The sequence below is a fragment of the Rhodanobacter sp. Root561 genome (assembly GCF_001427365.1).
In the GTDB taxonomy this organism is placed as follows: Bacteria; Pseudomonadota; Gammaproteobacteria; order Xanthomonadales; family Rhodanobacteraceae; genus Rhodanobacter.
Map to the genome: position 1 here is coordinate 86,890 of NZ_LMGH01000014.1, position 17,443 is coordinate 104,332.

The window sequence follows — 17,443 nt, forward strand, 5'->3', positions numbered from 1 at the left end:
CGGCTATCGGCTCAGCAGCGACAACGACATCTCCCACAGGCGCAGGGCGTTTTCCGCATCGAGGGCATAGGCCGCGACACCCGTGTAATTGTCCGGACGCTCGCTCACCACGGCGGCCTCGTTGCAGTCCTCGAAGTAGCGTCCGCCCACGTCCGCAAGCAACGGCGAGGCTGCCAGCAGGACGGAGGTGGACGCGCCTTGTGCAATCGTCTTGCGCCGCTCCTCGGGCGTCCTCAATCCACCAACATGCCGTTGCAACCGGGTCGGGATGGCCCCCGGGTTCAGGGCGTTGGCCTGGATGCCACAGGTGTTGCCCCAGCGCCGCGCGATCTCCACCGCCATCAGCACGCAAGCCGTCTTGGACTGGCCGTAAGCGGTCAACGGGTCGTAGCGCAGGAACCTGAAATGCGGGTCGTCGAATATCACGGGCGACAGCAGATGCCCGCTTGAGCTGACGCAAACCACGCGCGCACCGGCGGCCTCGGCCATCGCATCCTTCAGACCGAGCGTCAGCGCGAAATGGCCGAGGTAGTTGGTCGCAAATTGTCCTTCCCAGCCGCGTCCGGTTCGCTCCAGTCCCGGATTGGCCATGATTCCTGCATTGTTGACCAGGATATGGAGCGGCTTCGACCAGCCATCGCAGAACGCCTGCACGCTCGCCATCTCGGCGAGGTCAAGTCGATGGGTGGTGACATTCGCCCCTTCGACCGCCGCCGCGATTTCTGCCGCGACGCGCTCGCCAGCCTCGACATTCCGCACGGCCAGCGTGACGTGCGCGCCGGCACGCGCCAGCGCGCGTGCTGTTTCCACCCCGATGCCGGAAGACGCGCCGGTAACGATCGCGCGTTTCCCCGCGAGGTTCACGCCGGACAGCACCTGGTCAGCGGTGGAATGGAAGTCGAAGGGTGTCTGGATCAATGGCATGTGCGGCTCCTGCGGGGATCTCGCGGCCGTTCAGGACTCGGATATCTTCACGAAGCCTTCCTGCACGAGTTGTGTCGTCCTTGCCATGGCGTCGGTGTTGACCTTGATGCCGGGCAACGTGTCCGAGTTGACCCAGCCATGCGCCTGCGCCGTGGCCCCGCACAGTTCGAACTCGACGCCCCGGGCCATGAGGTCCTCGATGAGCTCCCGGTACGGGTTGCCGGTCGAGATGTGCCGCTCCCTGTCGTACGCCTCGTCGTGCAGCGTCGCGTGTCCTGCGTTGGTATGGAAGATCACGACGATGCGGGACCTCGCCTGCCATGCGGCGATGTCGTTCACAATCAGGCCTGCATGGAACAGTGCCGCGGGCAGGTCGCCCTCGAACGAAAGCGAGGCGATGCTGAAGACGTTCCTGACCTCGTCCAGCTTGACCGGTATGTCAATGTGGAGTGCCTGATCCTGACTGGTCATGGGGAAGTGCCTTTCTGGAGAGCGCGACGAATCGTCACGAGGCGAGGAAACGCCTCGCCCGAAGCCCGGTCAATGCTTCTTGCGATGTTTCTCCATCACTGCGCAACCTGGCTCAAACGCAACGCAACCTGGCGAAACTTCTTCAGCCGTCCGCCGGCCCGTGCGGGCGTCGCGCGATCCGGACAAGCCTGGCGCCCGGAGATGAACTCACGCCGTGTCGACAAGGGCCTGGCGCGGCGCGCCGGGGAGTTCAGTCACGTTGGCCATCGCGGATCGAGCACAGGAAGACGACCACCGCCTCGGCGCGGCCCAGCGACACCAGTTGCTCGGCAGTGAGGTGGCCGAACTCGGCAATGCGTTCCTGGCGATACCAGTCCATCACCGCCGCCGGCTCCGGCTCGATCTGCGCAGCCACGCGCAGGACCGCCTGCGCCGCGGGAATGCGGCCGAACAGCGTGCTGTATTCGCAGTCGCCGATCGGCGAGATCAGCCGGTCACGCGGATCAGCGCGGTAGGCCGCGCTCAGCAAGGCGCTCAGGGCGGCGCCCGTGGCGGGGCGCGATACGTGGCCTGCCTTCATCGCGATGCTCCTCCTCGTCGTTACCTGGTGAGATTAGGCATGCCGTGGCGGCGGGGCTTGCGCGTTCTTGCGCCGCATTGTCCTTTTCTTGCTTTCCTGCGCTGCCGTCCGAACGCGCGGACCAGGCGGGTACCGATGACCGACCGTCAGCGGAACACCCGTTGCACCAGCGTGACCACGATGCCCAGCAGGCCGAGCGCGGCGATCAGCATGAAGTGGTCGATGTTCGCCAGCAGCGCCGACTGCTGCGCCAGTGCCTGCGCCACGCGGGCCACCGCGATCTGCGCGGCCTGGGCAGGACCGACGCTGCCGGCCAGCGCAGCCTGCAGATGGTGGATGGTGTCGAGGTAGGCGGGGTTGTCCGGCGCCACCTGGGCGTTGAGCACGTTGTAGTGCACGGTGGTGCGCCACTGCTGGCCCAGCGTGGCGAGCGTGATGCCCAGCGCGATGCCACCCTGGGCCAGCATGTTCTTCACCTGCTGGGCATTGGAGAACAGTGTCTCGTCGCCCTCCATCTGGCGGAACGCCTGCATCGCGGTGATCGGCAGCACGGTCAGCAGGAACACGTTGTAACAGGCCAGCGCGGGAAGGATGTGCAGCCAGGGATTGGCCGCCGGATCGATCCGGCCCAGCATGAGGCCGAACGCGGCCAGCGCCACGAAGCCGGTGATCCAGAACTTGCGTGGCGAGGGGTGCTTCGGTAGCAGCTTCGACACCACCGTGAAGGTCACCACCGCCGCCAGCGCGCCGATCGCCTCGAAGTGGCCCACGGTTTCCCATGAGTAGCCCAGGCTGCGCAGCAGCATGGACGGGATGACGTAGTTGTTCGCGCCCAGCATCAGGTAGCCGAACAGGAACAGGCTGACCCCGGCGACGAAACGGGTGTGCAGCATGCCGCCGAGATGCAGCAGCGGCCGACCATGCACCCGCTGGCGATGCGCGTAGAAAATCAGCGCGATGACGGCCAGCACCAGCACGCCAGCCACGAACGCGGCATCGCCGTAGTAGTCGTAGTAGAGACGCTGCAGGGCATACAGCAGTCCGAAACTGCCGCCGGCCAGCAACAGCTGCAACCACGGGTTCCAATCGCTGCGACCGGGCTCGTAGCCGCGCAGGCTGTTGTCCAGGCTGCGGCTGGCGAGCAGGAAGGCCGCCACGTCGAGCAGCGCCAGCAACCAGAAGATCGCCGACCAGGTATCGGCCGATACCGCCTGCGCGGCCAGCCATGGGCCGGCGGCGATGCACGAGGCGACGCCGTAGGCCAGGCTTTTGATGCCGACGAAACGCTTCGGCCCGGCCAGGCGGTTGTGGATGATCATGCGCGCCGAGGTGAACAGCGCGCCGCCGCCCAGCGCCATCACGAAACGGCCGAGCAGGAACGAGGCGAAGTCGTGGCTGGTCGCGCACAGCACCGCGCCGAGCAGGGAGATCGCCGTGGCGCACTGGATCAGCAGGCGACCGCCCAGGCGGGTGACGAACCAGCGCTGCATCGAGATCACCAGGATCGCCACGCTGGCATAGATCGCCGCGATCAGGCTGAAATCCTCCGGCGTGATGCTCACCTCGCCCATGATCGGACCGGCGCTGAAGGCGACCATGCTCAGCTGCAGGAACTCGATCGCGGTCAGCACGAAGATCGTGGCGTACAGCGTGAATCCGGGCGCGCGTGCATTCATGGCCAGGCTCTCCTGCGCATCTACTGGTTGGCGGCGACGATCCGGTCGACGACCGCATCGGCGCTGGCCAGCTCGTGCGCGAAGACGTCGGTGCGATAGCCGTGGTCGCCCGAATCGCGCATCACCAGCCGGCTGCCGCGGCGATCGCGGGTGGCCACGCTGACCTTCATCGACAGGCCCAGCTGCAACGGGTGCTTCGCCACCTGTTGCGGGTCCAGCGCGATGCGGATCGGCACGCGCTGCACCACCTTGATCCAGTTGCCGGTGGCGTTCTGCGCCGGCAGCAGCGAGAACGCGCTGCCGGTACCCGGCTCCTGGCCGATCACGCTGCCGTGGTAGACCACGTCATTGCCGTATACGTCGGCGACCAGTTCCACTTTCTGGCCGATGCGGATATGCCGCAATTGTGACTCCTTGAAGTTCGCGTTGACCCACAGGTGATCCAGCGGCACCACCGACATCAACGACACCCCCGGGTTGATCTTCTGTCCCAGTTGCACGTTGCGCCTGGTCACCATGCCGGTGACCGGCGCGGGCACCTCGGTGCGATGGACGGCGATCCAGGCATCGCGCACCCGCGAGGACGCAGCCAGCACGTCCGGGTTGCTGGCGATCGAGGTGCGCCCGACCAGCGCGCTGCTGCCGGCCAGTTGCTGGGTGGCGACGTCGAGCCCGGCGGTGGCGGCGCGCACGGCGTCCTCGGCGTGCCTGACCTCCTCGCCCGAGATCGCGCCACTGGCGAGCAGCTCGCGGCGGTGCGCCAGGTCGGCCTTCGCGCGGGTCAGCTCGACCTGGCGCAACTGAAGGTTGGCGCGGGTCTGGCCGACGTTGGCGTATTGCGCACGCACCTGGCGCACCGTCCGCGCCAGCTGCGCCTCGGCACGAGCCAACGCCAGCCGGGCATCGGTGTCGTCGAGCTTGATCAGGTTGCTGCCGGCGTCGACGTGATCGGTGTTGTCCGCGGCGATCGCGGTGACCACGCCGCTGACCTGGGCCGTGACCGCCACCACGTTGCCGTCGACGTAGGCGTCTTCGGTGGTCTCGCGGTACTGGCCGGCCAGCAGCCACCACAGCGCGGCTGCGATCAGCGCAAGGACCACCACGGCGATGCCGAGAAGCTGGCCGGCGCGTGAGCGCGGCGGTGTCGGCGTGGTATTGGCTTCGGTGTTCATGGTTGGCTCCCTTGGGCAACGGAAACGGGATCGGGTGCGGCCGCGGGCTGGTAGCCGCCGCCCAGTGCGCGGATCAGGTTCAGGCGCAGTTCGCGCTGGCGCGACTGCGACTGGAGCAGTTGCTGTTTCTGCGCCAGCACCTGCCCTTCCGCCGCAAGCACCTGCAGGTAGTTCGCCAATCCGCTGTGATAGCGCGCCCGGGCCAGCTCCCAGGCGTGCTGGCTCAATGCCAGCGCCTGGTCCTGTTCGTGCACGCGCTGTTGCAGCCAGTGCAGCGATACCAACTGGTCGACCACGTCGTGCACCGCCGCGATCACGGTGGCGTTGTAGTGCTCGACCGCGACGTCGTAGCCGGCCTGCCGTGCCCCGAGATTGCCGCGCAGGCGACCGCCGTCGAAGATCGGCAGCGAGATCGCCGGACCCACGCCAAGCTCGCGGCTGCCCGCGTCGAGGAAGTTGCCAAAGCCCAGGCTCTGCAGGCCGACCAGGCCGTTGAGGCTGATGTTCGGATAGAAGCGCGCTTTCGCGACCTTGACCTCCTGGCTGGCCGCTTCGACCCGCCAGCGATCGGCGACCACGTCGGGGCGGCGGCCGATCAGCTCGGCCGGCAGCTGGCTGGGCAGGCTGACTTCGCCCACCTTGGCCAGCCGCGGCCGGACGATATCCAGACCGGCATCCGGCCCCTTGCCCTGCAAGGCTGCCAGCTGGTTGTCGATCAGGGCGATCGATTCGTCGATCGCCGCGATGCGTTCGCGCACCGCCGGCAACGCCGCTTCGGCCTGGGTCAGTTCCAGCTGCGAGTCGATCTGGGCGACGACGCGCCGGCGGGTCAGTTCCAGGGTCTGCTCGCGCTGCTTCAGCGTGGCCTGCGCCAGATCGCGCTGCGCCCAGGCCAGGTCGAGCCGCAGATAGGTGCGCGCCAGCGCCGTGGTGAGCATCAGCCGCGCGGCCTGCAGATCGACCTCGGCGGCTTTCGCGCGACCCAGCGACGCGTCCACCGCGGCCCGGTTCCTGCCCCAGAAATCCAGCTCGTAACCGACACCCAGCGACAGGTCGTTGATGGTCTGCCAGCTGCCGGCGATCGGCGGCGGCACCGTGCCGTTCTCGCTGAAGCGCTGACGCGTACTGCGCAGGCTGGCATTCGCCTGCGGATACAGCGACGCACCGGCCACCTCGGCGAGCGCCTGCGCCTGGCGCACCCGTGCCTCGGCGATGCGCAGGCCGGGCTGGCCGTCGAGCGCGCCGTCGATCAGACGATCGAGCTGGGGATCGCCGTAGCCCTTCCACCAGTGCTCGCGCGGCCACGCGGCGGGAGAGAACGCGGTGTCCGCCAGGCTGTTCCTGGCCGCCACCCCGGCCGGATCGATCGGCGTGGCATGAGTGTGCAGTCCGCCCATGCTGGCGCAGCCGGCCAGCGAAAGCGCCAGCATCACGACAGGCAGTGGCGGCAACCAGGCCCGCACGGGCGTGGCGAATGGGGAGCGGCGCGAAATCTGGAGCATCTTCAAAGCCTCAAGTGCAAATACAGCCTAGGCAGATATATGCCGGAAAAAACGAGTCAGTCCGTGCTTGCGGCGTTTTCCAGGATCTTCTCCAGCGACGACTTGAGCGCCGCCGCCTCGCGATCGCTGAAGCCCTGCAGCAGGCGGCCGAACACCTTCTGCACCAGACGGCGCGCCCTGGGCACCAGCACCGCGCTTTCCTCGGTCAGTTCGATCAGGTAGCTGCGCCGGTCCTCCGGGTTGGCCACGCGGCGCACCAGCCCCTTCTTCTCGATCCGGTCCAGCAGCCGCGTCATCGCGCCGGAGTCGTAGCCGAGCACTCGGCACAATTCGCCGATGCTGCTGCCGCGTCCCTTGGCGATGCTGTTGAACACCACGAACTGGGCGGCGGTGATGTCCAGTGGCTGCAACTCCTTCTCGATCGAGTTCCAGATCGCCGTGCGCACGCCGGTGACCAGGAAACCCAGTTCGCCCGTACCCAGTTGCGCAACGATGCCTGCTTCCGGCGTTTTCATGCCCGTCTCCTCGATGACGGCCGCAATTTATCTGCCTAGGCTGTTTCTGTCAAGTCATAATTCAAGATGGCGTCACGGATGTGCGCGAATCATCGGCCACTGTGGCCTTCACGCATGTAACAAACAGGCCGCCCATGGACGAAAGGATCGGCTTGCCTCAGAGCTGGCTGGCCCCGCCATCGACGGTCAGCTCGGCGCCGGTGATGAAGCTGGCCTCGTCCGAAGCCAGGAACAGCACGGCATGGGCCACTTCCTCCGGTCGGCCCATGCGTGCCATCGGCACGGTCGAGGCCAGGTGCTGTTTCAGTGGCGCCAGATTGGCTGGCTCACCGGCAAGGCCGCCCAGTCCGGGGGTGTCGATCGGGCCGGGGCTGACCACGTTGACGCGTACGCCACGGTCCTTCAGTTCCACCGCCCAGCTGCGCGCCAGCGAGCGCACGGCTGCCTTGCTGGCGGCGTAGATGCTGAAGGCCTCGGCGCCCCGGGTGGCCACGATCGAGCCGGTGAGGATCGCCGAGCCGCCGTCGCGCATCAGTGGCAGCGCGCCCTGCACTGCGAAGACCAGCCCGCGCACATTGGTGTCGAAACTGCGATCGACGTGTTCCTCGGTGATGTCACCCAGGCGGCCGAACTCGTAGAAGCCCGCGTTCGCGTACAGCACGTCGAGCCGGCGATGATCTTCGGCGATCCGCGAAAGCACGCGACGGATGTCATCCAGGCTGACCGCGTCGGCGCGAATGCCCACGGCTTGCGGGCCCAGCGCGGCGATCGCCGCATCCAGCTCCGGCTGGCGCCGGCCGGTGATGTAGACGAACGCGCCGGCGTCGATGAAAGCCCTGGCCGTGGCCAGGCCGATACCGGCGCTGCCGCCGGTGACCAAGGCAACCTTGCCCTGCAATGAGGTGTTCCTGGAATTCCCTGCATGAGTGACGGGTACGATCGCGACGATCGCGCACGGATCGCCGCCGGTCTTGCAGGAACACGCCAGACCTTGATCAATACGGCGATCCGAGGCGCCTGCCCTGCCTTACAACTGGCTCATGCCGCCGTCGATGATGATTTCGCTGCCGACGATGAAGGACGATTCCGCAGCCGACAGATGCAACACGGTGGCCGCCACTTCCTGCGGCGTGCCGAAACGGCCCAACGGTACCTGGCCCTGGATCTGGGCGGCGGTGGCTTCCAAAGTCGCGGCGTCCATGCCCAGCTTGCCGTACAGCGGCGTGCTGATCGGGCCGGGGCTGACCACGTTGACGCGCACGCCGCGTGGCAACAGTTCGGCCGACAATGTCCTGGCCAGCGAGATCAGTGCGGCCTTGCTGGCGGCGTAGACAGATGAATTCGCCATGCCGATGTGCGCGTTGATCGAACCGTTCAGCACGATCGAGGCGCCCGCATTGAGCAGCGGCAGCAAGGCCTGGATCTGGAAGTAGGCGCCCTTGACGTTGGTGTCGAAACCCTGGTTCCACAGCGCCTCGTCGACGTCGGCGAGCGAGGCGAATTTCGCGATGCCCGCGTTGATGAACACGGCGTCGAGGCGGATCTGCTGGCTGGCCAGCGCGGCAGCCAGGTCCTTCGCCTCGGCGACTACGCCGGCATTGTTGCGCAGGGCGATGGTGTTGCCGCCCAGCGCTGCCCTGGCCTCGGCCAGCGCGGCGCTGTCGCGGCCGGTGATGATGACGCGCGCGCCTTCGGCGGCGAACGCATGGGCGGCGGCCAGGCCGATGCCGCTGCTGCCGCCGGTGACGAGTACGGACTTGCCTTCGAAACGATTCATGATGTGCTCCAGCGATGGGTGGTGTTTCAGTGGAGCCATCCTGATCGCCGGCGCGGTGTTTGCCGTACCATCGTTTCGACGAACTCGTTCGAAGGAGTTGCACATGTTGTCCGACGACGAACTGGCCCTGCTGGAGGCGATCCGCAGCACCGGCAGCCTGTCCCGCGCGGCGGCGCACCTGGGCAAGGCGCCCTCGACCGTCTCGCATGCGGCACGCCAGCTGGAAACACGTTTCGACGCGCTGCTGTTCGACCGCCGCCGCTACCGCCTGCAGCTGACCCCGGCCGGCGAGTTGCTCACCCACGAGGCCGCGCGGCTGGTGCAGGACGTGGCCCGCTTGAACCAGCGCGTAAAGCAGGTGGCCAACGGTTGGGAAGACCGGCTACACATCGTCACCGACGAGATCCTGGAGTTCGAGACGCTGCTGCCGGTGATCCGTGCGTTCGATGCGTTGCAGTCCGGCGTGCGCCTGCGCCTCACCCACGAGGTGCTCGGCGGCACCTGGGAAGCCTTGCGCGAAGGCCGGGCAGAACTGGTGGTCGGCGCCACCAACGAGCCGCCGGCGATGCCCAAGCTGCGCTGGTTCGAGCTGGGCACGATGGACTGGGTGTTCGCCGTATCGCCGCGACACCCGCTGGCGAAGGCGCCCGCGCCGTTGTCACAGGACGCGGTCGGCGCCCATCGTTCGGTGGTGGTGGCCGACTCCTCGCGCAACGTCGGCCGCGCCTACGGCATCGTCGGTGGGCAGGCGACGCTGGCGGTGCCCAGCATGCGCGCCAAGATCCTTGCCCAGCGCGATGGCCTGGGCGCGGGCTGGCTGCCGCGACATCGCGCCAGCGCCCTGCTGCGGAGTGGCCAATTGGTCGAGAAGAGCATGAGCGAGCCGCGCGAGCCGAACACGCTCTACGTCGCCTGGCGCAGCGACCAGGAAGGTCGCGCGCTGAGCTGGTGGCTGGAGCAATTGCGCCAGCCACGGCTGGCGAAGCGGCTGATCCAGGGACTGCCGGTGCCCGCGGAGAACCGCTAGCCGCGCGCGGCGTCGAGGCGTCGGGCTGCGTCGCTGGCGCTCAGGGCGTGACCGAGATGGTGGCCCTGCAGTTCGTCGCAGCCGGCGCCGACGAGGAACTGCGCCTGTTCCGCGGTCGCCACGCCTTCGGCTGCGACGCCCATGTGCAGCTCGTGCGCCACCGCGATGATGGTGCGCACGATCGCTGCATCCGCGGCGTCCTGCGGCAGGTCGCGTACGAAGATCTGGTCGATCTTCAGCTTGTCGATCGGGAATTGCTTGAGGTAGGCCAGGCTGGAATAGCCGGTGCCGAAATCATCCAGCGACAGCTTGATGCCCAGCGCCTTCAGCTCGGCCAGGGTGCGCTGTACCCGCCCCACGTTTTCCATCAGCGAGCTTTCGGTGATCTCGATGTCCAGCATCGCCGGCGGCACGGCATGACGCTGCAGCGAAGCGGCCACCTGGGCCAGCAGCCCGGGCCGCTGCAGTTGCTGGGCCGAGACATTCACCGCAACGGTGAAGTCGCGATAGCCCAGGTCAAGCCATTCGCGCACCTGGCGGCAGGCCACGTCGAGCACCCAGCCGCCGATCTCGTGCATCAGGCCGAGCGCTTCGGCAATCGGGATGAAGCGGGCCGGTGAAACCTGCCCGAGCTGGCGGCAGTTCCAGCGCAGCAGCGCCTCGAAACCGGTCAGCCGCAGGCCGGCGGCAGCATGCTGCGGCTGGTAGTGCAGCTCCAGCTCGTCCAGCCGGATCGCATCGCGCAGGTGATTGCCCAGCAGCAGGCGGTCTTCCAGTTCCTGCATCTGCGCCAGCGAAAATTCGCAGACGCGGTCGCGCCCTTCCTGCTTGGCCTGACTCATCGCCGCCTCGGCGCGGCGCAGCAGGTTCCTCGCATCGGTGCCGTGCGCGGACGAATGACTGACGCCCACGCTGGCGGTCAGCAGCAGTCGGTAATCCTCGCCCTCGATCGGCTCGGCCACCACCGCCCGCAGCACCTCGGCCAGTTCCAGCACCGCGGCGGGAGGCATCCCGGCCACCGTCACCATGAATTCATCACCGGCGAAACGGGCGATCCGGCCGCGCCCGCCCAGCGCCGTCTGCAACCGGGTGGCGAGGCGCAGCAACACGTCGTCGCCGGTGGGATGACCGACCGAGGCGTTGACCAGCTGGAAGCGGTCCAGGCCCACCACCAGCACCGACGCCGGCACGTTCGGATAGCACAGGATTTCCGCCAGTGCGTGTTCCAGCAGCAGGTGGTGCTGCAGGCCGGTGACCGGGTCGTGGCTGGAGGCGTAGGCCAGTTCGGCCTCGACCCGCCGCCGCTCGGTGATGTCGCGCGCCACGGCATAGACCAGCCCGTCGGGCGCCACGAATGACACCCACTCCAGCTGCCGTTCGCTGCCGTCGCGGCAGATGCAGCGGCTGACGAAATCGTGCATGCGCTGGCCGGCCGCATCGAGTTGCTGCATCGGATCGACGTCGAACACGTCGCTTTCCACGCGCAGGAATTCGCGGTAGCTGCGGGACTTCAATTCGTCGGCGGAGTAGCCGGTCACGCGCGGCAACGAGGGGTTGAACTGCACCAGCCGCTGCGTGGCCGGATCGATGATGCAGAAGATTTCCAGCGACATCTCGAAGAAGCGGTCGCGCTCGCGCAGGCGACGGATGAGCTGCTCGCTTTCGATCGCCACGCCGGTGAGCGGCAACATGCGGTCGATGCTGTACAGCTCTTCCGGACGTGGCTCGCGCAGTTCGCGGAAATACACCGCGAAGGTGCCCAGCACCTTGCCGCCGCTGCCCAGCACCGGCGTGGACCAGCACGCCTTGAGGCCGTGCGCCAGCGCCAGCGACTTGTAGTTGGCCCAGTACGGATGGTTGGCGATGTCGGCCACCACCACGCGCTCGCGCCGCCACGCAGCGGTGCCGCAGGAACCCCTGGCTTCGCCGATTTCCAGGCCATGCAGGGCGCGGCTGTAGGCCTCGGGCAGACTCGGCGCGGCGCCGTGCAGCACGTGCTGCCCGCTTTCGTCGAGCAGCAGCAGCGAGCACAGCGCGCCGGGGTTCATCGCCTCGTGCAGGTGGGCGATCTGCGCCAGGCTTTGCGCCAGCGGACGCTGCGCCGCGATGCCGGCCAGGATTTCGTGCTGGCCGGCCTCCAACTGTTCGGCGCGCTTGCGTTCGCTGATGTCCTGGCAGGCGCCCATCAGGCGCACGGCGCGACCGGCGGCGTCGACCTCGACCATGCCGCGACTGAGCAGGGTGCGCACCGCACCGTCCGGACGCACGATGCGTTCCTCGAACTCGAACGGCTGCGTTCCGGTCACGGCCTGGGCGATCGTCTGCTGCACGCGTTCGCGATCCTGCGGATGCACCAGCGCCAGGTAGGACTCGAACGTGGCGGCGTGCTGCCCCGGCGTCACCCCATAGATGCGATACAGCTCCTCCGACCAGGTCACCCGGTTTTCCGCGATGTCCCATTCCCAGCTGCCAACGTGCGCCACCTTCTGCGCCTGCGACAACATGCGCTGGTGCTGCAGCAATTCCTGTTCGGCACGTTTGCGTTCGGTGATGTCGAGGAAGTAGATGGTCAGGCCTTCCGCCGACGGATAGATGCGGTTCTCGAACCAGCGCTGGTATGGCGGATACCATGCCTCGATCTGCCGCGGCTGCTGGTCGGCCATCGCCTGTTCGTAGGCGCGCTGGAACGGCTGGCCCTCGCCTTCGGGGAATTCGGTCCAGATGTGCCGGCCGATCAGGTCTTCCGCCCGGCGACCGAAAAACTCGCAGGCCTTCGCATTGAGGTAGATGTAGCGCCAGTCCCGATCCAGCGCGACGTACGCATCGGTGATGCGCTCGAACACCTGGTGAAATTCCAGCTCGGACGTGGTGCGATCCATGGCGCTCTCGATCCTGTCATGCGGAGGAATCCGGACAACCTCCGCAGACTACGGGATCACCCGCACCAGCCGCAACGGCGGCCGGCCAGGCCTTCATCAACGCAGGCTGGAGCGGCGCACCATCAGCTTCACCGGCAGCACTTCGCTGTCCACCGGCTCGCCCCGGATCAAGCCGAGCAGGCTGTCGACCAGCACTTCGCCGGCCTGGCGGGTGTCCTGCAGCACAGTGGTCAGCGGCGGGTTGACGAAGCTGGCCATGGGGATGTCGTCGAAGCCGGCCAGCGCAACATCCTGCGGCACGCGCATGCCGTGGTCGCTCAGCGCACGCATCGCACCGATCGCGATCAGGTCGCTGGCAGCGAACACGGCATCGAAGCCGGTTTCGTTGAGGATCAGTCCGCGCATCGCCTCGTAGCCGGAGTGCTCGGTGCTTTCGGCGTTCTGCTGCAGCTCCGGATCGACCGCGATGCCGGCCTGTTCCAGCGCCTGCACGTAGCCGCGATAGCGGCCGAAAAATTCCGGGTAGTGGCTGGAGGCATCGCCCAGGAACGCGATGCGGCGACAGCGGCGCTCGAGCAGGTGCTCGGCCACCGCCAGGCCGCCGGCGAAATTGTCGCAACCGATCGACACGCCGGGCTGGTCCGGCAGCACCGCGCCCCAGCGCACGAAGCGGGTGCCCTGGCCGACCAGTTTTTCCAGCTTGTCGGTATAGGCCAGGTAATCGCCGTAGCCCAGCAGGATCAGCCCGTCGGCCTTCTTGCTGTCGGCGAAGTCGGCATGCCAGTCGTGCGAGAACTGCTGGAACGAGATCAGCAGGTCGTAACCCTGCAGGGCACAGGCGCGGGTGATCGAGCCCAGCATCGACAGGAAGAACGGATTGATGTGCGACTCGTCGGCGGTGGGGTCCTCGAAGAACAGCAGCGCCAGCGTGCCGGTGTGCATCTTGCGCAGGTTGGACGCGTTCTTGTCGACCTTGTAGTTGAGCTGGTCGGCGGCGGCCTGGATGCGCCGCCGGGTTTCCTCATTGACCAGCGGACTGCCACGCAGCGCACGCGACACCGTGGCCTGGGATACCCCGGCCAGGTGGGCAATGTCGATTGAAGTGGCCTTTGCCTTCATCCGCAACGCGATCCGCCGGCATCCCTTGCGACGGCGCCGTGCCGTCGTTTCCGAATCCTAGCCGGTTTGCGCGGCGCGCGTCGTATCGGCTCCTTCGCTGCTCGCGCGCGGCACAGGCCAGCTGCACCGCGGCAGGCTTTTTCTGCGGGAAGGCGTTCATGCGCGCATGTCCTCCAGTTCGACGCCGCGGGTCTCGCGCACGCCGGACAATACGAACAGCAGCGACAGCAAGGCGAAGCCGGCATACAGGCCGTAGGCGAAGGTCAGGCCCAGTTCGGCCAGCGCGGGGAAGCTGCTGGTGATGGCGAAGTTGGCCAGCCACTGCGCCGCGGCGGCCACCGCCAGCGCGGTGGCGCGAATCGAATTGGGGAACATCTCGCCCAGCAGCACCCAGACCACCGGGCCCCAGCTGACGCCGAAGAACACCACGTAGGCGTTCGCCGCGACCAGGGCCACCATGCCGACCGAACCGGGCAGGCTCAGCTCCGCGCCGCTGCCGGTGGCCTGCGAGAAGCACCACGCCATCACGCCCAGGGTGATCGCCATGCCGGCCGAGCCGACCACCAGCAGCGGCTTGCGGCCGATCCTGTCGACCAGCGCGATCGCCACCAGGGTCACCAGCACGTTGACGATCGAGGTGACCACGGTAATGGTGAACGAGTCGGCCTCGCTGAAGCCCACCGAATGCCACAGGGTGGACGAGTAGTAGAAGATCACGTTGATGCCCACGAACTGCTGGAACACCGACAGCAGGATGCCGATCCAGACCACCGGCAACAGCCCGGCCGCCTTGCCGCGCAGGTCGCTCAGGCGCGGCTTGTGTTCCGAACGCAGGCTGCCTTCGATGTCATGCAGCTTGCTGTCCAGCGCTGCCTCGCTGTGCATGTTCAGCACCTTGCGCAGCACGATGCGGGCTTCGTCGATGCGGCCCTTGGCCACCAGGTGACGCGGCGATTCCGGCACGCCCAGCACCAGCACGCCGTAGACCAGCGCCGGCAGGGTGGCCACCAGGAACATCCAGCGCCACGCCGCCAGGCCCAGCCACAGCGGCTGGCTGGCTCCGCCCGCTGCACCGCTCAGCCAGGCATCGCTGAGCAGGGCGGCGAAGATGCCCAGCACGATCGCCAGCTGCTGCATCGAGCCGAGCCGGCCGCGAATGTTTGCCGGCGATACCTCGGCAATGTAGGTGGGCGCGATCACCGAGGCCACGCCCACGCCGATGCCGCCGACCAGTCGCCACAGGATCAGGTCCCACACCGCGGTGGCCATGCCCGAACCGATCGCGCTGGCGACCAGCAGCACCGCCGCCACCTGCATGGTGCGCACGCGGCCGAAGCGGTTGGCCAGCATGCCCGCATACCAGGCGCCCAGCGCCGAACCGAGCAGGGCACAGGACACCGCGAAGCCGATCTGCGCCGCGTCCAGCGCGAAGCTGCCGCGGATCGCGTCGACCGCGCCGTTGATCACGGCCGTGTCGAAACCGAACAGGAATCCGCCCAGCGCGGCCGCCGCCGAAATCAGTACCACTCGCGCCGTGGCGTGCCGCCCCAGGCCATCTCCGGTTGCATCCATCGTGCTCATCGCGTCTCCCCAACGTCATGACCAGTCATCGCAGTCGATTCTGCGGTGTGCGTGCGGCGCTGTCCGGCTGAATACGTATGCAGGAACCGACACGGACTGCCCGTGCCCGCCCCTGCCCGCTCCCACACCTGACGCCATCGGGGGCTACTATGACAGCGCTGTCATGTTTCGCCAAGCGTGATCCGGAAACCTCGCAGGGACCGCGCTCCCATGCTGCTTGCGGAACGGCCGACGGCGCCCGGACGCAGCCGTGCGCCGGGCGTTTGCGGATCATCGGTGGCGCCACCGGTGCGCCGCGGCGAAAGCTAGTCCGCCGCGTTGATCACCGCGAGGAAGTCGCGGCCGTAGCGCTTGAGCTTGGCCTCGCCCACCCCGCTGACGCTGGCCAGCTCGTCCTCGTTGGCCGGCAACGCCCGCAGCATGGCCAGCAAGGTGGCGTCGTGGAACACCACGTAGGGCGGCACGCCCTGCTGTTTCGCGAGCTGGGTGCGCAGCGCGCGCAGCTGGTCCCACATCGGCTGCTCGTAGGCCTCGATGCCCAGGCTGCCGCCATGACGGGGATCGCCGGTGACCAGCTTGCTGTCGCGCCGGCGCCGGGTGGCGCGTTCGGGGCGGGCGTCCTCGCGCAGCCTCACCTGCTTGCCGCCGCTGAGCACAGCGCGGCTGGCAGCGGTGAGCCGCAGCGTGCCATAGCCTTCGGCGTCGGCTTCGAGCAGGCCGGCCGCCAGCAACTGGCGGAACACCGAGCGCCACTGCTTGTCGTCCAGCTCCGCGCCGATGCCGAAGGTGCTCAGGCGATGGTGGTCGAAGCTCAGCACGCGCTCGCTCTCCTCCCCGCGCAGCACCGCGATGACGTGGCCGGAGCCGAAGCGCTGGCCGGTGCGGTACACCGCCGACAACGCCTTCTGCGCGGGCACCGTGGCGTCCCAGGTTTTCGGTGGCGCTACGCAGTTGTCGCAATGGCCGCAGGGGCCGGGATAGCTTTCGCCGAACGCGCCCAGCAGCAGCTGGCGGCGGCAATCGATCGCCTCGGCGTAGGCCAGCAGGGATTCCAGCTTCTGCCGCTCGACCCGCTTGCGCTCATCGGCCGATTCGGACTGCGCGATCATCTGGCTCATGGTGACCACGTCGGACAGGCCGTAGATCATCCACGCCTCGGCGGGCAGGCCATCGCGGCCGGCGCGCCCGGTTTCCTGGTAGTAGCCCTCGATGCTGCGCGGCAGGTCCAGATGCGCCACGAAGCGCACATCGGGCTTGTCGATGCCCATGCCGAAGGCGACCGTGGCCACCATCACCACGCCGTCCTCGCGCAGGAAACGCTGCTGGTTCTTCGCACGGGTGGCCGCATCCAGGCCGGCGTGGTACGGCAGCGCCTCGATGCCCGATTCGGCCAGCCACGCGGCGGTGTCGTCCACCTTGCGTCGGCTCAGGCAGTACACGATGCCGGACTCGCCCTCGTGGCCGAGCAGGAACTCGCCCAGCTGGCGCTTCGCGTTGTGGCGCTGGCCGACCCGGTAGCCGATGTTGGGCCGGTCGAAACTGGAGACGAATTGCCGCGCGTCCTGCAGTGACAGGCGCTCGACGATTTCCTCGCGGGTGCGCGGATCGGCGGTGGCGGTGAGCGCGATGCGCGGCACGTCGGGGAAGCGCTGGTGCAGGATCGCCAGTTCGCGATATTCGGGGCGGAAGTCGTGGCCCCATTGCGACACGCAGTGCGCCTCGTCGATTGCGAACAGCGCCACTTCGGTGCGTTCGAGCAGGTCGAGGAAGCGTGAGGTCAGCAATCGCTCCGGCGCCACGTAGAGCAAATTCAGCTCACCGGCCAGCAGCTGCCTCTCGACCTCGCGCTGCTGGTCCCCCGCCAGGCTGGAATTGAGAAACGCCGCCGCCACGCCGGCCTCGCGCAAGGCGTCGACCTGATCCTGCATCAGCGCGATCAGCGGCGACACCACGATGCCGGTGCCCTGACGCAGCAACGCGGGGATCTGGTAGCACAGCGACTTGCCGCCGCCGGTAGGCATCAATACCAGTGCATCGCCGCCCTCGCCCAGATGCTCGACCACCGCCTGCTGCTGGCCGCGAAAACTGGGATAGCCGAAAACGCTTTGAAGAATGTCGAGGGAAGTGGGCATTCCGGGAATGCTAGCAAATGCAGGGGCGCCGCTTGGCGCAAGCGGGTGTGCGTGGGACGCGCGAGGGCGTGTGGGTTGGCGATGACAG

14 protein-coding genes are annotated in these 17,443 nt (G+C 67.7%); 1 reads left to right on the forward strand and 13 read right to left on the reverse strand.

Annotated features, from left to right (window positions below):
- Window positions 1-3: 3 nt before the first annotated feature.
- From ASD55_RS14395 to ASD55_RS14435, 9 genes are all read right to left on the reverse strand, one after another.
- Window positions 4-924, reverse strand: coding sequence for an SDR family NAD(P)-dependent oxidoreductase (locus tag ASD55_RS14395; protein ID WP_056767107.1), 921 nt, complete (start codon window positions 922-924; stop codon window positions 4-6).
- A gap of 30 nt (window positions 925-954) precedes the next feature.
- Entirely contained in the window at window positions 955-1,395 is a 441-nt protein-coding gene (locus ASD55_RS14400; RefSeq protein WP_056767109.1) for a DsrE family protein, read from the reverse strand.
- Window positions 1,396-1,645: 250 nt separating this feature from the next.
- The gene (locus tag ASD55_RS14405) at window positions 1,646-1,975 is read right to left on the reverse strand and encodes a hypothetical protein (protein WP_056767110.1); all 330 of its coding nucleotides are present in this window, start codon (window positions 1,973-1,975) and stop codon (window positions 1,646-1,648) included.
- A 146-nt stretch (window positions 1,976-2,121) separates the two neighbouring features.
- Complete coding sequence (locus ASD55_RS14410) at window positions 2,122-3,651, reverse strand: MFS transporter (protein ID WP_056767112.1); 1,530 nt, start codon at window positions 3,649-3,651, stop codon at window positions 2,122-2,124.
- A gap of 20 nt (window positions 3,652-3,671) precedes the next feature.
- Window positions 3,672-4,823 carry an efflux RND transporter periplasmic adaptor subunit gene (locus ASD55_RS14415; protein ID WP_056767114.1) on the reverse strand — a complete coding sequence of 384 codons (1,152 nt, stop codon included), beginning with the start codon at window positions 4,821-4,823 and terminating at the stop codon, window positions 3,672-3,674.
- Window positions 4,820-6,325 carry an efflux transporter outer membrane subunit gene (locus ASD55_RS14420; protein ID WP_056767116.1) on the reverse strand — a complete coding sequence of 502 codons (1,506 nt, stop codon included), beginning with the start codon at window positions 6,323-6,325 and terminating at the stop codon, window positions 4,820-4,822. The genes ASD55_RS14415 and ASD55_RS14420 overlap by 4 nt, the downstream gene beginning before the upstream one ends.
- Before the next feature lie 56 nt (window positions 6,326-6,381).
- Window positions 6,382-6,840, reverse strand: a complete 459-nt coding sequence (locus ASD55_RS14425; RefSeq protein ID WP_056767118.1) for a MarR family transcriptional regulator — start codon at window positions 6,838-6,840, stop codon at window positions 6,382-6,384.
- Window positions 6,841-6,997: 157 nt separating this feature from the next.
- A complete protein-coding gene (locus tag ASD55_RS14430; protein WP_056767119.1) occupies window positions 6,998-7,738 on the reverse strand; it encodes an SDR family oxidoreductase in 741 nt (246 codons plus the stop codon).
- Between the two features lie 129 nt (window positions 7,739-7,867).
- Window positions 7,868-8,617, reverse strand: coding sequence for an SDR family oxidoreductase (locus ASD55_RS14435; protein WP_056767121.1), 750 nt, complete (start codon window positions 8,615-8,617; stop codon window positions 7,868-7,870).
- Window positions 8,618-8,720: 103 nt separating this feature from the next.
- On the opposite strand from ASD55_RS14435, the gene ASD55_RS14440 reads away from it, so the two are divergent.
- Window positions 8,721-9,644 (forward strand): LysR family transcriptional regulator, encoded by a 924-nt coding sequence (locus ASD55_RS14440; protein WP_056767123.1) that lies wholly within the window; start codon window positions 8,721-8,723, stop codon window positions 9,642-9,644.
- Here ASD55_RS14440 and ASD55_RS14445 read toward each other — a convergent pair.
- From ASD55_RS14445 to recQ, 4 genes are all read right to left on the reverse strand, one after another.
- Complete coding sequence (locus ASD55_RS14445) at window positions 9,641-12,523, reverse strand: EAL domain-containing protein (RefSeq protein ID WP_056767125.1); 2,883 nt, start codon at window positions 12,521-12,523, stop codon at window positions 9,641-9,643. The genes ASD55_RS14440 and ASD55_RS14445 overlap by 4 nt on opposite strands.
- Before the next feature lie 96 nt (window positions 12,524-12,619).
- The gene (locus tag ASD55_RS14450) at window positions 12,620-13,642 is read right to left on the reverse strand and encodes a LacI family DNA-binding transcriptional regulator (RefSeq protein ID WP_056767127.1); all 1,023 of its coding nucleotides are present in this window, start codon (window positions 13,640-13,642) and stop codon (window positions 12,620-12,622) included.
- Between the two features lie 156 nt (window positions 13,643-13,798).
- Window positions 13,799-15,223 carry a sugar porter family MFS transporter gene (locus ASD55_RS14455; RefSeq protein ID WP_056767129.1) on the reverse strand — a complete coding sequence of 475 codons (1,425 nt, stop codon included), beginning with the start codon at window positions 15,221-15,223 and terminating at the stop codon, window positions 13,799-13,801.
- Window positions 15,224-15,528: 305 nt separating this feature from the next.
- Complete coding sequence (recQ, locus tag ASD55_RS14460) at window positions 15,529-17,355, reverse strand: DNA helicase RecQ (RefSeq protein WP_056717065.1); 1,827 nt, start codon at window positions 17,353-17,355, stop codon at window positions 15,529-15,531.
- Window positions 17,356-17,443 lie beyond the last annotated feature (88 nt).